This is a genomic window from Flavobacterium segetis, assembly GCF_900129575.1.
Classification (GTDB): Bacteria; Bacteroidota; Bacteroidia; order Flavobacteriales; family Flavobacteriaceae; genus Flavobacterium; species Flavobacterium segetis.
In genome coordinates, this window is the sequence record NZ_FQWE01000003.1 from 113514 (window position 1) to 130366 (window position 16853).

The 16853-nt window shown below is 32.6% G+C and carries 18 protein-coding genes and 1 tRNA gene; 4 read left to right on the forward strand and 15 right to left on the reverse strand.

What is annotated here, in order from left to right:
- Positions 1-4: 4 nt before the first annotated feature.
- The 3 genes from BUA99_RS04840 to BUA99_RS04850 are packed head-to-tail and all read right to left on the reverse strand — an operon-like array spanning position 5 to position 2822.
- Positions 5-1057, reverse strand: a complete 1053-nt coding sequence (locus BUA99_RS04840; protein ID WP_072989017.1) for a flavin monoamine oxidase family protein — start codon at positions 1055-1057, stop codon at positions 5-7.
- Positions 1054-1773, reverse strand: a complete 720-nt coding sequence (gene rsmI, locus BUA99_RS04845; RefSeq protein WP_072989020.1) for a 16S rRNA (cytidine(1402)-2'-O)-methyltransferase — start codon at positions 1771-1773, stop codon at positions 1054-1056. Before rsmI ends, BUA99_RS04840 begins: the two co-directional genes overlap by 4 nt.
- Before the next feature lie 56 nt (positions 1774-1829).
- A complete protein-coding gene (locus BUA99_RS04850) occupies positions 1830-2822 on the reverse strand; it encodes a hypothetical protein (RefSeq protein ID WP_072989022.1) in 993 nt (330 codons plus the stop codon).
- Between the two features lie 197 nt (positions 2823-3019).
- Between BUA99_RS04850 and BUA99_RS04855 the strand changes: the two genes are divergently transcribed.
- Entirely contained in the window at positions 3020-3625 is a 606-nt protein-coding gene (locus tag BUA99_RS04855; RefSeq protein WP_072989024.1) for a thymidine kinase, read from the forward strand.
- A 56-nt stretch (positions 3626-3681) separates the two neighbouring features.
- Here the strand turns inward: BUA99_RS04855 and BUA99_RS04860 are convergent, their stop codons facing one another.
- Positions 3682-4440 (reverse strand): carbonic anhydrase family protein, encoded by a 759-nt coding sequence (locus BUA99_RS04860; protein ID WP_072989027.1) that lies wholly within the window; start codon positions 4438-4440, stop codon positions 3682-3684.
- A 26-nt stretch (positions 4441-4466) separates the two neighbouring features.
- Positions 4467-5162: a DUF2490 domain-containing protein gene (locus tag BUA99_RS04865; RefSeq protein WP_072989030.1), complete on the reverse strand. Its 696-nt coding sequence runs from the start codon at positions 5160-5162 to the stop codon at positions 4467-4469.
- 330 nt (positions 5163-5492) lie between these two features.
- On the opposite strand from BUA99_RS04865, the gene BUA99_RS04870 reads away from it, so the two are divergent.
- On the forward strand, positions 5493-7394 hold the full coding sequence (locus BUA99_RS04870; protein ID WP_072989032.1) for a S9 family peptidase: 1902 nt from the start codon (positions 5493-5495) through the stop codon (positions 7392-7394).
- 83 nt (positions 7395-7477) lie between these two features.
- Here BUA99_RS04870 and accC read toward each other — a convergent pair whose 3' ends face one another.
- The 6 genes from accC to pdxA form a co-directional block, all read right to left on the reverse strand.
- On the reverse strand, positions 7478-8824 hold the full coding sequence (accC, locus tag BUA99_RS04875; protein ID WP_072989035.1) for an acetyl-CoA carboxylase biotin carboxylase subunit: 1347 nt from the start codon (positions 8822-8824) through the stop codon (positions 7478-7480).
- A 93-nt stretch (positions 8825-8917) separates the two neighbouring features.
- Positions 8918-9394, reverse strand: a complete 477-nt coding sequence (gene accB / locus BUA99_RS04880) for an acetyl-CoA carboxylase biotin carboxyl carrier protein (protein ID WP_072989037.1) — start codon at positions 9392-9394, stop codon at positions 8918-8920.
- Between the two features lie 22 nt (positions 9395-9416).
- Entirely contained in the window at positions 9417-10415 is a 999-nt protein-coding gene (locus BUA99_RS04885) for a beta-ketoacyl-ACP synthase III (RefSeq protein WP_072989040.1), read from the reverse strand.
- 172 nt (positions 10416-10587) lie between these two features.
- Positions 10588-10782: a 50S ribosomal protein L32 gene (gene rpmF / locus BUA99_RS04890; protein ID WP_007137315.1), complete on the reverse strand. Its 195-nt coding sequence runs from the start codon at positions 10780-10782 to the stop codon at positions 10588-10590.
- Positions 10783-10791: 9 nt separating this feature from the next.
- Positions 10792-11325: a YceD family protein gene (locus BUA99_RS04895; RefSeq protein ID WP_072989042.1), complete on the reverse strand. Its 534-nt coding sequence runs from the start codon at positions 11323-11325 to the stop codon at positions 10792-10794.
- 85 nt (positions 11326-11410) lie between these two features.
- Entirely contained in the window at positions 11411-12460 is a 1050-nt protein-coding gene (gene pdxA / locus BUA99_RS04900) for a 4-hydroxythreonine-4-phosphate dehydrogenase PdxA (RefSeq protein ID WP_072989044.1), read from the reverse strand.
- A 57-nt stretch (positions 12461-12517) separates the two neighbouring features.
- On the opposite strand from pdxA, the gene BUA99_RS04905 reads away from it, so the two are divergent.
- On the forward strand, positions 12518-13105 hold the full coding sequence (locus tag BUA99_RS04905; RefSeq protein WP_072989047.1) for a riboflavin synthase: 588 nt from the start codon (positions 12518-12520) through the stop codon (positions 13103-13105).
- A gap of 32 nt (positions 13106-13137) precedes the next feature.
- Here BUA99_RS04905 and BUA99_RS04910 read toward each other — a convergent pair whose 3' ends face one another.
- The 3 genes from BUA99_RS04910 to mce all read right to left on the reverse strand — a co-directional run bounded on the left by BUA99_RS04910 (position 13138) and on the right by mce (position 14162).
- The gene (locus BUA99_RS04910) at positions 13138-13359 is read right to left on the reverse strand and encodes a hypothetical protein (RefSeq protein ID WP_072989049.1); all 222 of its coding nucleotides are present in this window, start codon (positions 13357-13359) and stop codon (positions 13138-13140) included.
- Between the two features lie 189 nt (positions 13360-13548).
- Positions 13549-13622: transfer RNA gene (locus BUA99_RS04915), tRNA-Ile, on the reverse strand.
- A 135-nt stretch (positions 13623-13757) separates the two neighbouring features.
- Positions 13758-14162 carry a methylmalonyl-CoA epimerase gene (gene mce / locus BUA99_RS04920; protein WP_072989052.1) on the reverse strand — a complete coding sequence of 135 codons (405 nt, stop codon included), beginning with the start codon at positions 14160-14162 and terminating at the stop codon, positions 13758-13760.
- 209 nt (positions 14163-14371) lie between these two features.
- Between mce and BUA99_RS04925 the strand changes: the two genes are divergently transcribed.
- Positions 14372-16036: an Ig-like domain-containing domain gene (locus tag BUA99_RS04925; protein ID WP_072989055.1), complete on the forward strand. Its 1665-nt coding sequence runs from the start codon at positions 14372-14374 to the stop codon at positions 16034-16036.
- On the opposite strand, the gene BUA99_RS04930 is transcribed toward BUA99_RS04925, so the two are convergent.
- Positions 16033-16800, reverse strand: a complete 768-nt coding sequence (locus tag BUA99_RS04930) for an amidohydrolase (RefSeq protein WP_072989057.1) — start codon at positions 16798-16800, stop codon at positions 16033-16035. The genes BUA99_RS04925 and BUA99_RS04930 overlap by 4 nt on opposite strands.
- Between the last annotated feature and the right edge of the window lie 53 nt (positions 16801-16853).

Here is a 16853-nt window from a genome sequence, read left to right on the forward strand (position 1 = left end):
ATTATTAAAAGTGAGTCGCAATACTTTTTGCTGCAACTATTGCTCCTTCCATATATCCTGGGTTTTTAACAGCAGTTTCTGAACCCGAAAGAAATAATTTATTATTAAGTAATGCTTTTTGATATTCAGGATGACCATTGTTTTCATGTCCTAAAACAAGTTGCTCATAAGGCAAAAAAGTCAGCGGTTCTTCTCGCCATACTTTTTCATGATAAGCTATATAATTAGCTGTTTCATCACCGTATAGTTTAGTTAATTGAAGTAGTACTTTTTCTTTTCTTTCCTCCTGAGATAATGTGTAAGTTCCTCCATTCAGGAATCCTTTTAATGCAAATCCGCTTTTATCGCTATTACTATGATCATACATTTCTTGAATAATACTTGCTTGACTGTACAAAGTGCCTGAATAATTCTGCTCCCGCCAAAACGGTTTTTTATATTCCACGGCAAATTTTATTGATTCGCCCATCCAAGTATGCGTTTTCTTAGCTAAACTTTGTATTGAAGTCGATAATGACGGTTCAAATGTGATGCTTTGCACCAGCAAATGTGGCGGTAAAGTACTAATTACTTTTGCAGCTAAATATACCACTCCATTAGAATCAATGATTTCTAAGCAATCACTTAGCTCTTTAATCGAACTCACTTTGGTTTCAGTTCTTATAGTGTCCACACCTACCTCATCTACTAATCTTTCAATCAACTTAATCGTTCCTCCCTCAATTCGATACGAGGATTCCTCGGCATCTGAAATTTCAAATTTTTGCGGCGGCACAAATGACATGGTTTCAAATAATGAAACTCCTTGTGTGTGCTGCTTGAAGTAGGAGATCTCTAATTCAGCTAACAAGGCTAATAAATGCTGGTGCGGATTGCTAAACCAAGTTGCGCCCATTTCCATGGTTGATCCGCTTGTACCTGTAACTGTTTCTATACGACCACCTATTCGAGAATTAGCTTCTAGAATTATGTACTCGAGTCCTTTTTTCTTTAACAAATAAGCTGTCATCAGTCCTGATAAGCCAGCGCCAATGATTATAATTTTATTGTGATTCATTCTGTTTCTTCTGTTGAAAATTTTGACTTTTTAGGTTCTTTTGTGATCGCTTTTCCACCTACAACCACAACAATTTCTCCTCTTGGAGCAGTTTTTTCAAAATGATTAAGTACGTCGCGAACTGTTCCACGAACGTTCTCTTCATGCAATTTGGACAATTCCCTTGACACACATATTTGACGGTCTTCGCCGAAATAAGTAATAAATTCCGTTAGAGTTTTTAATAATTTATGAGGAGAAACATATAAAATCATCGTTCGAGTTTCTTCGGCTAAGGCCAAATACCGAGTTTGTTTTCCTTTTTTATCAGGCAAAAATCCTTCAAAAACGAATTTATCATTGGGTAAACCGCTATTGACAAGTGCCGGTACAAAAGCAGTTGCGCCAGGCAAACACTCCACTTCAACACCATTTTCAACGCATGCTCTTGTTAATAAAAAACCTGGATCTGAAATTGCAGGAGTTCCAGCATCGGATATTAATGCTATGTTTTCACCTGCTTTTAATCTAGAAATTAAATTTTCTATTGTTTTATGTTCATTATGCATGTGATGACTGTACATGTGTGTGCCAATTTCATAATGTTTTAAAAGTTTTCCACTAGTGCGAGTATCTTCAGCGAGAATTAAATCGACTTCCTTAAGAATCCGAATAGCGCGAAAAGTCATGTCTTCCAAGTTACCAATAGGCGTAGGAACAATATATAATTTTGACATAAATAGAAAGTATTAACTGGTAATTTTAAGTTTTAAAAGTATTTATGACAAAGAAATTAAAGAAATTTCTTCTCTATAATATGCATAAATCGATCTTCATATTCTTGCTTCCCTTCCCAATTGTTGTAATCTGGTTTAACCATGTCCTGAATAAAATCTCGCGTTTCATAAAATGTATTAAATGTAATTAATTGACTTAAAACACGGTTATAATCTTCATCGCTATTAGCAAAAAGATGTTTGATAAAAGCTAATCTATCATTTAGATCAATATTTATTCCTTTAGCTAATTTATCGTTTAACGAAACTAATTTACTATCAAAATCATTAGACTGTTGATTTTCAATAATTTCATTGTTTTGCTCTTCAATTCTATTTTCAACTTTGGGCGTTTCAATTACAATTGTAGTAGGAATATTTTCAACTTGCTGTTTTTTTACAAAAAGAGTGTCGTGGTAATTTCCACCTAATAATTCCTCAAATGATATTTGTACCGCTTCGACTTTTTTAGTTTCCACTTCTATTTCTACCACATCAGTTTTTGTTAATTCAAAAGAAGGAGTAAAATTTACTTGCTCTATTTCTTGAGGTTCTAAATCGTCATCAACATTAATTTCTTCTTGAGCAAGTTCTGGATTTTCTTTATCATCAATTTCTGGCTTTTCCTCTTTTATCGTTTCAAATTCTTGCGCTGCGGTTTCTACTGGAATTGGATTTTCATTAGAAATATTAGTCTCTTCTTCAACTATTATTAATTCATCTTTGGAATTATCTACAAGTATTTCCTCATCAGACGATTTTTCTACTATTTCTATAGGCACAAGATTCTCTTCGACAGTATCAAAAACTACATTGATTTGTTTTTCAATCTCTGAACGACCAATGGTAGGTTGTACTTCGCTAAAATGCTGATCAACAAATCGCAATACTGCAAGTTTTTCATATAATTTCTGCGTTTCCAAGTATAATTGATTGATGTCAGATCTATTTTTTAGCTGTAATACTCTATGTGCAATGCTGATTAAATCGGCTTCCAATTGTTTTTTCATAACTTTGAAATTATAATGTTTTTAGTGAGTCTTTCCCAATTTGTTTCTTTTGAAGAAGTATTTTAGCAACTGGAAGAAGTGCCCTTTAATAAAAATGTCATACTTTTGAAACGACGTAAAAGTATAAATTTTTTATGTCGCTTTGTACTTTACAAAGTAATAAAAACTAATCATCTTTTAAGCTAGAATAATACAAAATGTTTCTCGAAAATACAGTAAATCACAAAGAGCAATTTGGCTGGATTGAAGTCATTTGCGGATCGATGTTTTCAGGTAAAACTGAAGAATTGATTCGTCGTTTAAAAAGAGCACAATTTGCCAAGCAAAAAGTGGAGATTTTTAAACCTACCATTGACACCCGATATGATGAAGCAATGGTCGTATCACATGATGCTAATGAAATTCGTTCTACGCCGGTTCCCGCTGCCGCAAATATTGCAATTTTAGCACAAGGTTGCGATGTTGTAGGGATTGATGAAGCTCAATTTTTTGATGACGAGATTGTCAAAATTTGCAATGATCTTGCCAATCAGGGGATTAGAGTGATTGTCGCAGGATTAGATATGGATTTTAAAGGAAATCCTTTTGGACCAATGCCCGCTTTAATGGCAACTGCAGAATATGTGACTAAGGTTCATGCGGTATGCACTCGTACTGGAAATTTAGCCAATTATAGTTTTCGCAAAACAGACAACGACAAATTAGTAATGTTAGGCGAAACAGAGGAATATGAACCATTAAGTCGCGCAGCTTATTACTACGCAATGCGGGACGAGCAAAAAAAAGATAATGAGGGGAAATAAATTGAATTATTTCGGCTCATTATCTTTTAAAAAAGAACAATTAAACTTCGATGTATTTATTCTACAAAAATTAATTCTCCTTTTGTAAGTGTGTAAAATGCACCAACTATTTTTATTTCGCCTTTATCCTCCATTTCTTTTAAAATTGGACTGTTTTCTCTAATGTTTTTGATAGTGTTTCTAACATTATTTTCGGCTACAATTTTTACATATTCTTCGTTTTTAGAATTTTTTTCTCCTAAAAAACTTGCACTTAAACCTATTGCGGGTTTTATGTTATCGACTAAAGAAGTTATATTCCCTAAATCCACATTGTCGATTGTAGCTTTTATAGCGCCACAATGTTGGTGCGCCATTACCATAATCAACTTAGCACCAGCTACTTTACAAGCAAATTCCATACTGCCTAACATATTTTCATCTGCAAAGTTTCCTGCTACTCGTCCAACAAAAACATCCCCAATTCCTTGGTCAAATATATCTTCAATAGGTGCTCTACTATCTACGCAGCCTAATACAAAAGCTTTTGGAAATTGACCAACAGCAGATTTTCTAATTTGCTCTTTGTAATCTCTAACCGTATTATTGTTGTTTCTAAAGCGCTCGTTACCAGCTTTAAAATCTGCAAGTACTCCGTCTGGAGTTAATTTATCTTGATCTTCTTTAGTCAAAACACGATTTTCAAGTCGTTTTTCAACATTAGTTACTGTTGCAGACTCTCCTTCTTTTTTGTCTGTTGTTTCTTTGTTCTCTTTGCAACTGACCATTATGACAGACATACAAATTAAGGATAATTTTAAATAATTGTTTTTCATAATTAAATTTATTAAAGGTTGTTATATTAAAAACTGTGATGAATACTAAACTGTAATTGATCTTTTCCTGCGTTTTCTGTTGATTGATTCATGAATCCTAATTGTGCTCTGATTTTTTTTGTGATTCCATAACCTAATCCAACATAAAATCGATTTCTATCAAAGACATTTACAATTCTGTTATTACCGATATTTTTTTTCCCGTTGATAAAAATCTCATTATATAAAGCTGCATATAAAGTATTTTTTTCAATTTTATTTTTATTAAGTGGTACATTAAGCGACATATTGTATCTAATACGAGTCCTAAAATCTTGATTTTCTATAAAACGTTGTTCGTATCTAATACGATGCGTAAAATAAAGTCTTTCACCTACCTTTTGTGGCAATAGTCCTTCCTGATATATTCTATTTTCGTTTATTGTATCATCATTTTCGCCTATCACTCCAGTTGTTATATTAGCAAATCCTAGAGCTAATGTTACATTAGTATTCTTTGGAGAATATGTTACTGCACTTCTAAGTAAAAGTTGTTCTAAATCGCCAATGGTATTGAAGTTACGATATTGCACATCTCCCTGAATACTAAAAGCACTGTTTTTTATTTTAGTGGTGTAAAAATACATATACCAAGCACCTAAATCATTTTCTTTAGTATTTTGTCCAAATAACATTGAACTGCAACACATAAATGCAATTATAAATATTTTAAAAGACTTCATATTGTGATTAGATTATTTTTATGCAAATATAATAGTGTTACTATTAAAAGTTTAATTAATTTAACTTTTTTTTATAAAATTGACAGTATTTTAATTTCAATAACTGGTTAAAAATTATTTTAATACATTAAATTTCAACTAAATAATAAAAATTGATAGTCAAGATTGAATTAAACTATTAGATAATCTAAATCTTCAAATAATATATTTTCAGTACCTAAATGATGATGCATATTTACTAAATAACCAAAACCATAGTTACGTTTAAGATTCAGTCAAAAAGGTTAAAAAAATTGGCTATTTTTATACTTTAAAATAAAATAATTAAAAATGAAAAAAATATTAGTAATACCGCTTATAATGATGAGTTTAAATGCTGTGGCACAAAATGTAATGACACCAGAATTATTATGGAAATTAGGAAGAGTTGCCCCTCTCGGTCTTTCAATTGATGGAAAAAATATAGTTTACAAAGTTACTTTCTCTTCGGTTGAAGAAAACAAATCAGACTATAAGATTTATAATTTAGCTATAAATGGCGGTAGTCCGACTGAAATAAACGATTCTAAAACTTTATTATTAGATAGAAATATATCTCCTGACGGAAAATTTATCGTTTACAACGAAGAAGTAAAAATTGACAAAGTACACGGAAAAGATTTCTATCCAAATTTACCTAAATCAGATGTTCAAATCTACGATGGCTTGGATTATCGTCATTGGGATACTTGGAACGATGGGACTTTTAACCATGTTTTTTACAAGGCAAATAAGGAAGGTGCTTTAGGAATAGATTTAATGAAGGGAGAAAACTATAATAGTCCTCAAAAACCATTTGGTGGAGACGAAGATTATATTTGGTCACCTGACAGTAAAAGTATTTTATATGTATCTAAGAAAAAAGCAGGTACACAGTATGCGCTTTCAACTAACACTGACATTTACGAATACAATTTAGAGACTGGAAAAACAGTCAATAGAACGGTCGACAATCTAGGTTATGATGTGGCACCACAATTTTCTCCTACAGGAAATTTGACATGGTTGCAAATGAAAAGAGACGGTTTTGAAGCTGATAAAAATGACTTAATTGTAAGTTTCAAGGGAATAAACATAAATTTAACCGCGCAGTGGGATGGAACTGTTGACAGCTTTATGTGGAGCAAAGATGCAAGCAAAATATACTTTGTTGCACCTATTGATGGAACAAAACAATTATTTGAAGTTAACTTTCCTGGCGTTAAACGCATCGCTATCACGGTTAACCAAATCACGAATGGAGATTTTGACGTAAATTCCATTATTGGTATTTCTGGAGCTAACGTGATTGTAACCAGAACAGATATGAACCACGCTGCTGAAATTTTTTCTTACAATTTGAAGAAAAAAACATGGAATCAATTATCAAATGTAAATACAAGTACTTATGATTCTTTGGCGTTAAGCAAAACAGAACGAAGATATGTGACTACAACGGATGGTAAAAAAATGTTAGTTTGGGTAATCCTCCCCCCGAATTTTGATGCTTCAAAAAAATATCCAACACTTTTATATTGCCAAGGTGGACCACAATCACCATTGACGCAGAGCTATTCTTTTCGATGGAATTTTCAATTGATGGCTGCAAATGGCTATATAATTGTAGCGCCTAACCGCCGTGGAATGCCAGGTCATGGCGTAGAATGGAACGAACAAATAAGCAAGGATTGGGGCGGCCAAGTGATGCAGGATTATTTATCAGCTATTGATGAAGTTGCTAAAGAGAGTTACGTAGATGCAAAACGTTTAGGGTGCGTTGGCGCAAGTTATGGTGGTTATTCGGCTTTTTATTTAGCTGGGATTCATAACAATCGTTTCAAAACATTTATTTCTCATGATGGTGTCTTTAACACCCAAAGTATGTTTGGCACTACCGAAGAGGTTTTCTTCAACAACTGGGATTTCGGCGGAGCCTATTGGGAAAAGAACAATGCAGTTGCTCAAAAAGCGTATAATGAATTCAATCCTATTAATTATGTGGATAAATGGAATACACCAATATTAATTATTCAAGGAGGGAAAGATTTTCGAGTTTCAATAGGACAATCGCAGGAAGCTTTTCAAGCGGCACAATTAAGAGGTATTAAAAGTAGATTTCTATACTTTCCAGAAGAAAATCACTGGGTATTGAAACCACAAAATGCTCAAGTGTGGCAAAAAGAGTTTTACAAGTGGTTGAAAGAAACGTTATAAAATAGCTTAACTCAGTTCACAAAATTATGATTGAAAACAAAAAACCTCACTTTGCAGTGAGGTTTTTTGTTACAATATATTTTTTATTCTGGATCGTTCATTTTAAAAGTATCCATAAACGCAGTTGTGTAATCTCCTGCAATATAACGTGGATCATCCATTAATTGTCTATGAAATGGAATTGTAGTTTTAATACCTTCAATAACAAATTCATCTAATGCCCTTCTCATTTTACTAATTGCTTCTTCACGAGTTTGCGCTGTCGTTATTAACTTTGCAATCATAGAATCATAATTAGGAGGAATAGTATAGCCAGAATAAACATGAGTGTCTAAACGAACTCCATGGCCTCCTGGCATGTGAAGTGTTGTGATTTTTCCTGGTGAAGGCCTGAAATCATTATATGGATCCTCTGCATTTATTCGACATTCAATCGCATGTAATTTTGGCAAATAATTCTTTCCAGTAATTGGAACACCAGCAGCCACTAAAATTTGCTCCCGAATTAAATCGTAGTCAATCACCTGTTCTGTGATAGGATGTTCTACTTGGATACGAGTATTCATTTCCATGAAATAGAAATTACGATGTTTATCTACTAAGAACTCAACCGTTCCTGCTCCTTCATATTTAATATATTCGGCTGCTTTAACCGCAGCTTCGCCCATTTTTAAACGAAGATCATCAGTCATGAAAGGAGAAGGAGTTTCTTCAGTCAATTTTTGATGACGTCTTTGTACGGAACAGTCTCTTTCTGAAAGGTGACATGCTTTTCCATAAGAATCGCCAACTACTTGTATTTCAATATGACGCGGTTCCTCAATTAATTTTTCTAAATACATTCCGTCATTACCAAAAGCAGCAGCTGATTCCTGACGCGCACTCTCCCAAGCTTTTAATAAATCTTCCTCTTTCCAAACTGCACGCATTCCTTTTCCACCACCACCGGCAGTTGCTTTTAGCATGACAGGAAAATTAAATTCACGTGATAATTGTAAAGCTTGCTCGTATGATTCTAAAATTCCTACTGAACCTGGAACACAAGGAACACCGGCTTCAATCATTGTTGACTTTGCAGAAGCTTTGTCTCCCATTCTATCAATCATTTCTGGCGAGGCGCCTATAAATTTGATACCATGTTCTTGACAAATCTTTGAAAATTTAGCATTTTCAGACAAAAATCCATATCCAGGATGAATCGCATCTGCATTAGTAATTTCAGCAGCAGCAATAATATTTGACATTTTCAAATAAGAAAGGCTACTTGGAGGTGGCCCTATACAAACTGCTTCATCTGCAAACTTCACGTGTAAACTTTCAGCATCAGCAGTAGAATATACAGCAACAGTTTTTATTCCCATTTCCTTGCAAGTTCTGATGATGCGTAACGCAATTTCTCCTCTATTTGCAATTAATATTTTTTTAAACATCGTTTTAAAAATTTAAAATTAAAATGACAAATTCCAAATTCCAAATATCCAGAAATTGGAATTTGGAATTTAAAACGTTGAAATTTAAAAATGTTATGAAGGATCTACTAAGAATAAAGGTTGATCAAATTCAACTGGTGACATATCATCAACCAGTATTTTTACAATTTTTCCAGAAATTTCAGATTCAATTTCGTTGAATAATTTCATTGCTTCAATGACACAAAGTACATCACCTTTAGCAATTGTTTTACCTACTTCTACAAACATTGGTTTATCAGGAGAAGGTTTTCTATAGAAAGTACCAATAATTGGAGATTTTATAGTGATAAAATGCGCGTTTTCTGAAACTGGAGCTTCTGCTACTACAGCAGGAACAGCTTGTTGTGGCGCAAACGCTTGCTGAAGTGGCGCTTGTGCTGGTATTTGCTGAACGTATGTTGTTTCGGTTGCGTGCCCTTCTAAAGTTGTTCTAATAGTGATTTTTACATCATCCATTTCCAACTTTACTTCTGCAACTCCTGAATTTGCTACAAACTTGATTAAATTTTGAATTTCTTTTAAATCCATAATTATTTGTTATTAGGTTAAATTATTTTTTATCGTATGCCCATTTTAGATAGATAGATCCCCATGTAAATCCACCTCCAAATGCGGCCAAAATTATTGTATCTCCCTTTTTGAACAAATGTTCAAAGTCATTGAGCACTAATGGTAAAGTGGCAGAAGTTGTATTTCCGTACTTCTCGATATTCATTAGCACCTTTGAATCTTCAAGATTCATTCTACTAGCTGTAGCATCTATGATGCGCTTATTTGCCTGATGCGGAACTAGCCAATCAACATCTTCATTTGTAAGATTATTTCTTTTTAGGATTAATTCACTCGAATCGGCCATATTTGTTACCGCATATTTAAAAACGGTTTTCCCATCTTGAATAATATTATGTCTATTCTCCTTAACTGTATCAAACGAAGTTGGATTTAACGAACCTCCTGCATCAATTTTAAGAAAATCTCTACCTACTCCATCGCTACGTAGATATTCATCCTGGAGTCCTAATCCTTCATAATTTGGCTCAAATAATACTGCTCCAGCACCGTCACCAAAAATGATGCAAGTTGATCGATCCGTATAATCTACGATTGATGACATTTTGTCGGCACCAATTAAGAGTACTTTTTTATAACGACCTGATTCTATATAAGCAGCAGCATTTGACATTCCGTATAAAAAACTCGAGCAGGCCGCCTGCAGATCATAGGCAAAAGCATTTATAGCTCCTATTTGAGTGGCAACATACACACCAGTTGAAGCAACTGGCATGTCTGGAGTTGCAGAAGCCATTATCACTAAATCTATTTCTAAAGGATCGATATTTGATTTTACAATTAAATCTTGCGCAGCTTTTATAGCTAAAAAGGAAGTTCCCTTATCCTCATCCTTAAGAATTCTTCTTTCTTTTATTCCTGTCCGAGAAGTGATCCATTCATCATTGGTGTCAACCATAGTTTCCAATGCTTTGTTTGTAAGCACAAAGTCCGGAACATAAGCTCCAACAGCGGTAATTGCGGCTGTGATTTTATTCATTGTATGCAATTTATTACTAGCCAAATATCACTATTTGAAAATTTTATAAAGACGTGAAATTTACAAAAAAAATTCCATTTTTTATTATACGGAACTTCTTATTTAACAAAAATTAAAAACAACAAAAAAACTCTCACGATGTGAGAGTTCGAATATTATTTACAAAAATGTATTAAGCAACCGCTACAGACTTATCTATAACAACTTGCCCTCTGTAGTACATCTTACCTTCATGCCAATATGCTCTGTGATACAAGTGTGCTTCTCCTGTAATAGGACAAGTAGCAATTTGCGCTACTGTAGCTTTGTAATGTGTTCTTCTTTTGTCTCTTCTTGTTTTGGAGATTTTTCTCTTAGGATGCGCCATTTTACTATATTATTTATCCGTTAATAGTTTCTTTAATTTGTCCCAACGTGGGTCTATATCTTCTTCTTTTTTATTCTCTTCATTTATTTTAAGCTCGTTCAATTTAGTCAAAGCTTCAGTTTTTAAACTTCCATCTTTTATCCCAGGATGAACTCGTCTTAAGGGCACTGATAAAACAATCAGTTCGTATATATATTGTGCAACATCAATTTCAAATTCACCGTGTGGCAAGATCAATAACTCTTCATTATCATTGTTGAATTCTTCTCCAAAACGAACTATTAATTTCATCTTACCTTTTATTGGCAAATCAAAATCTTCACTTGTTAAATCACAAGGTACATTTACCGTTCCTTTATGTTTTAAATTTAATTCTAAAAGTGTATTTGTCTTCTCTAAAACTAAGTTCACTTTTATATTTGAATCTTGATATTCGTTATAATCAAAGATTTCAAAGAACGCATTATTAATTTGATACTCAAAATGATGTTTCCCTAGCTTTAATCCCGCAAAAGGAATTAAATATTCTTTTGTGTTCTTCATTTTAATAGCAATTTGCCCCTAATCTTCGGGAGTGCAAAGATATAAATTTATTGCAAAACTAATAATGTTATTCACTTTTTTTTGTTCACAACTGTTTTTCTTTTGTTTTTAATGGTTTTTCGCTGATTATGGCATGTTGATTTCTAGAATGATAAATATCTATAGCTAAATAAACGGCTTCTTTAAATGAATTAAAATCAGCTATTCCTTTGCCTGCTATATCGTAGGCAGTACCGTGATCAGGTGATGTTCTTATTTTATCGAGACCCGCGGTGAAGTTTACTCCTTTCCCAAAAGACAATGTTTTAAATGGAATTAATCCCTGATCGTGATAGGTTGCAATAACAGCATCATATTTCTCATATTGATTGCTGCCAAAAAAACCGTCCGCGGCAAAAGGACCAAACACTAATGTCCCTTTTTCAAATATTTTTTTCAAGGTTGGCTTGATTATTAAATCATCTTCCGAACCAATTACACCTCCATCTCCACAATGTGGATTTAAACCTAAAACAGCAATTTTTGGCTTACTTACACTAAAATCTTGAATTAAAGATTGCTTGATTGTTGCAATTTTTTTCTTAATCAATTCTTCTGTTAAATGAGAGGCAACTTCACTTACAGGTATATGATCAGTTAAAAGACCGACCCTCAAATTATCTTGCACCATTAACATAAGGGCGTTACCTTCTAACTCTTGATTTAAATAATCAGTATGACCAGGAAATTGAAAATCTTCTGACTGGATATTATATTTATTTATTGGTGCAGTAACTAAAACGTCCACAAGCCCATCCTTTAAAGCTGTTGTAGCCGCAACAAAAGATTTTATTGCATACTCACCTGCTAAGGGATCGCTCTCACCAAGTTTTACATCAAAAGCTTCTTTCCAAAGATTTAAAACATTTATCTTTCCTATCACAATTTGATCTAGCCTATCGATTCCATGTAATAAAGAAGTTGACTGAAAACTTTTTTTGACGAATGACAATAATTTAACATTTGCAAAAATAACAGGTGTACACAATTCTAACATTCGAGAATCCTCAAAAGTTTTTAAAACCACCTCGCTTCCAATACCGTTTAAATCTCCTATTGAAATTCCGACGATTATATTTTCTGCTTTTTTCATAATGACATCCCGTTATTTATTGCTAATTTTGAAGTGCAAATTTAGTAAATAAAAACAAGAATGTTCACAGGAATTATAGAAACCCTTGGTACTATCCAAGAAATAGAAAAAGAAAATACTAACGTAAATGTTACTATTAAATCATCCATAGCAGCTGAATTAAAAATTGATCAAAGTGTTGCACATAATGGCGTTTGTCTGACAGTAGTAGCTATAGCAGATGATTTTTATAAAGTTACCGCAATTAATGAAACCATTCAAAAAACAAATTTGGGTACATGGAAAGCTGGAGATAGTGTAAACCTAGAACGAGCTATGAAACTAGGCGATCGCCTTGATGGTCATATTGTTCAAGGTCATGTAGATCAAACTGCTACCTGCATTGTTGCCGATGAAACTAATGGAAGTTGGTTTTATACTTTTGAATATGATGCACTTTATAACAACATCACCATTGAAAAAGGATCCATAACAGTAAACGGAGTAAGTCTAACAATAGTTGATTCGAAAAGTAATCAATTTAGTGTTGCAATTATTCCTTACACTTATGAGCACACTAACTTCAACTCGTTTATTATTGGAACAAAAGTAAACTTAGAATTTGACGTGATTGGAAAATATGTTTCACGGCTTTACGGAAATAAGTAAAAAAATCATTTCATAAGAATAAAACTCCAATTTTAATTTGGAGTTTTTATTTTTAGCGTTTTACTGTATATTAAATAAATTCCGAAAATCAAGGCGATGATTATCAAAATAAAAATGTTCTGATCAATAGATAATCCGGGTGGCGGTGGTGGTGGTGGCGGTGGTGGCGGTGTGATTCCACCTCCTTGTGCGCTAGTGTATATTGCATATAGTAGGCAAGGAATAAGTAATGATATATTTTTTGCGTATTTCATGCTTACAAAAAGTCAATTTAGATTATGATTGAACCAATTTCTATTTATTCAACTGTACAAATTAAACATAATGTTTCTTCAATTAAAAATAAATTGCTAAAAATTAATGTATCGGAAAGTATTTTTCTGCGTTTATTCTTAAACACAAAAAAAAGCCTCTACATTACTGTAAAGGCTTGATTTTACTAGTGGTCCCACCTGGGCTCGAACCAGGGACCACCTGATTATGAGTCAGGTGCTCTAACCAGCTGAGCTATAGGACCGGTTATGAATGTGCAATATTACTACTATTTTTGGTTTGTTACAACTATTTTTTAATTAGAATTTTACTCCGCTACGCTTTTTTTATCTCTAAAAACAGAAAACCGCTGATTGTTAGTTAATAAACCTTCCTGAATTTAATCTTTAATTTCTTGACAAAGTTCAATTAAAACACCATTTGTGCTCTTTGGATGCAAAAAAGCCACTAATTTATTATCAGCTCCTTTCTTTGGAATAGTATTAAGAATAATAAATCCCTCTTTCTGTAATCGTGCAATTTCTGAAACGATATCCTCAACATCGAATGCAATGTGATGAATTCCCTCTCCTTTTTTTTCTAAAAACTTAGCTATTGAACTTTCTGGATTAGTAGCAGCCAAAAGCTCAATTTTATTAGGACCATTCATAAAAAAAGAAGTATTGACACCCTCGCTTTCTACAACTTCCGACTTGTATGCTGGCATTCCAAAGAGCTTTTCAAAAAGTAAATTAGACAAATCTAGATCTTTTACGGCTATTCCTATGTGTTCTATTTTTCGCATTTTATTTTTGAATTTAATGTTAAAAACTAATTATTGTTGAAAGTTTATTTCACTAGAATTAGATATTTCAAGATGTAAAACTAAACAATAATTATAAAAATATTTTGAAATAAATATAATCCAATTATTTTCTATCATAATAATTCTCTAAAAATAAAAAATCACATCGATTATAATTGTTATTTTGTATTTTCTAATTTTGATTTGATATGCTGAAAAACAATTTAAAATATACTTTCTTATTATTACTTTTTATCATTGCGAGCTGCGCTAAAAGAGGCTCTATAACTGGCGGGTTAAAAGATACTATAGCTCCCGTTTTGAAAATGAGCTTTCCAGAAAACTTCAGTACTAATTTTAAGGGAGATCAAATCAAGTTAGTTTTTGATGAAAACGTCAAATTAAAAAATTTAAATAAGCAGTTAATAATTTCACCTCCAATGAAAAATGAACCGTTAGTCCTTCCAACAACGGCAACTAAAACAATTACTATTAAAATAAAAGATACACTACAACCTAATACAACGTATAGTTTTAATTTTGGGCAAAGTATAGCAGATAATAATGAAGGAAACCCATACAATCAATTCAAATATGTTTTTTCTACTGGTGATTTTATCGATTCCTTAAAACTGAGTGGAACAGTAAAAAGCGCCTATGATAAAGAGGTTGAATCTTTCGTTTCAGTGATGCTCTACGATATTAATAATGATTTTAATGACTCTATTGTTTACAACGAAACACCAAGATATGTTACAAATACATTAGATAGTTTAAAAACGTTTAATTTTGAAAACTTAAAAGCTGGAAAATACCTTCTTGTTGGAATAAAAGATGTAAACAGCAACAATAAGTACAATCCCAAACAAGATAAAATTGGATTTCATAAAGAAATCATAACCATCCCAACTGATTCCACGCCAGAATTATCATTATTTAAAGAAGAATTACCATTAAAAACTTTTAAACCCTCACAGGCCTCTGGCAATCGTTTTTTACTGGGTTATGAAGGCACAATAAATTCGAATGAAGCTAGACCTGAGATAATATTATCAGATAAAAACAATGCTTTAGTACATCTTGTCACAAAACTACCTAAGAAGGATTCATTACAAATTTGGTACAAACAAATAAAAGCAGATTCACTTAATTTGGCTGTTGCAAAAGGGTACTATAAAGTTAAATACACTTTTAAAAATAAAGACCAGAAAAAAGACACTTTAATGATCTCCGCCATCCAGAACAATGACATAAAATTTAGAGATAGATTCACATTAGAAAGTGCAACTCCATTGATTGCTATTGATAATTCAAAAATTAATTTAGTTAACAAAGCTAAAGCTAAAGTGCCATTTACTACCGAATATGATGAATTTAATCAAAAACTATATTTTGATTTTAACAAAGAACCTCAAGAAAATTATAGTTTTACTATTCTACCCGGCGCTTTAAATGATTATTACGAAAAATTAAATGATACGTTGAGTTATAAACTTTCAACAAAAAGCACTTCAGATTATGGAAACTTAACTGTATTACTTGAGAACATAAAACAGTTCCCAGTAATAATTGAGCTTACTGATACAAAAGGCGATGTTATGGCTAGCGAATATACTGAAGAAAATAAAACAGTAAATTTCAATTTAATTGATCCCGCAATGTATATTTTAAGGGCTATTTACGATGGAAACAAAAATAAACAATGGGATTCTGGTAACTATCTAAAAAAACGTCAAGCTGAAGAAGTAATTTATTTTTCTAAAGAAATCGACGTAAGAGCAAATTGGGATGTTAATCAAATATTTGATTTAAGTTTACCTTACCTTCCCGAAATAAAAAAGAAAGAAGATAAAAAGAGGAAATCTACTTTCTAATCTTTAATTTCAAAATTATCTTTATCATCTAAAAATCCAAACTTTTTTCTCGTTTTCAACAATATAGAATGATCTAAAGTAGTCGTAAAAACAGCTTCACACTCTTCCGGCGCTATCAGATAATCACCCATACAATCTATAACTTGCGAATGTCCTACGTACGAATGCCCATTTTGGTCTTCGCCTATTCGATTAACCGCAATTACATAACTCATATTTTCTATGGCTCTCGCTTTTAGCAGTGAGTCCCATGCATTAATTCTGATTTTTGGCCAATTAGCTACATATAACAATAAGTCATAATCAGCATTATTTCTTGAAAAAACAGGGAAACGTAAATCATAGCAAATTAGTAGACATATTCTCCAGCCTAAGTACTCAACCATTGTTTTGGTAGTTCCTGCATTATAATGCTTATGTTCACCTGCGAGCGTAAACAAATGTCTTTTATCATAATATTGTATCGCGCCAGAGGGAAAAGCAAAAAACATCCTGTTGTAAAAATTACTATGCTCCTTAATAACAATACTGCCCGTTATGGCAGTTTTTGTGGCTTTAGCCAAATTTACAAGCCATGAAACCGTTTCTCCTTTCATACTTTCAGCAACAGGAATTGGATTCATTGTAAATCCTGTCGTAAACATTTCTGGAAGCACAATTAGATTAACATCTGAAGAAATTAAATTGATTTTTGACTCAAAATAATTCCGATTTAATTCTGGCCTTTCCCAAATTAAAGGCGCTTGTATTAGTGCTACTTGCATTGTTTTATTTTTTTAAAAATAAGAAATACTAAGATAGTTTAAGTTCATTATAT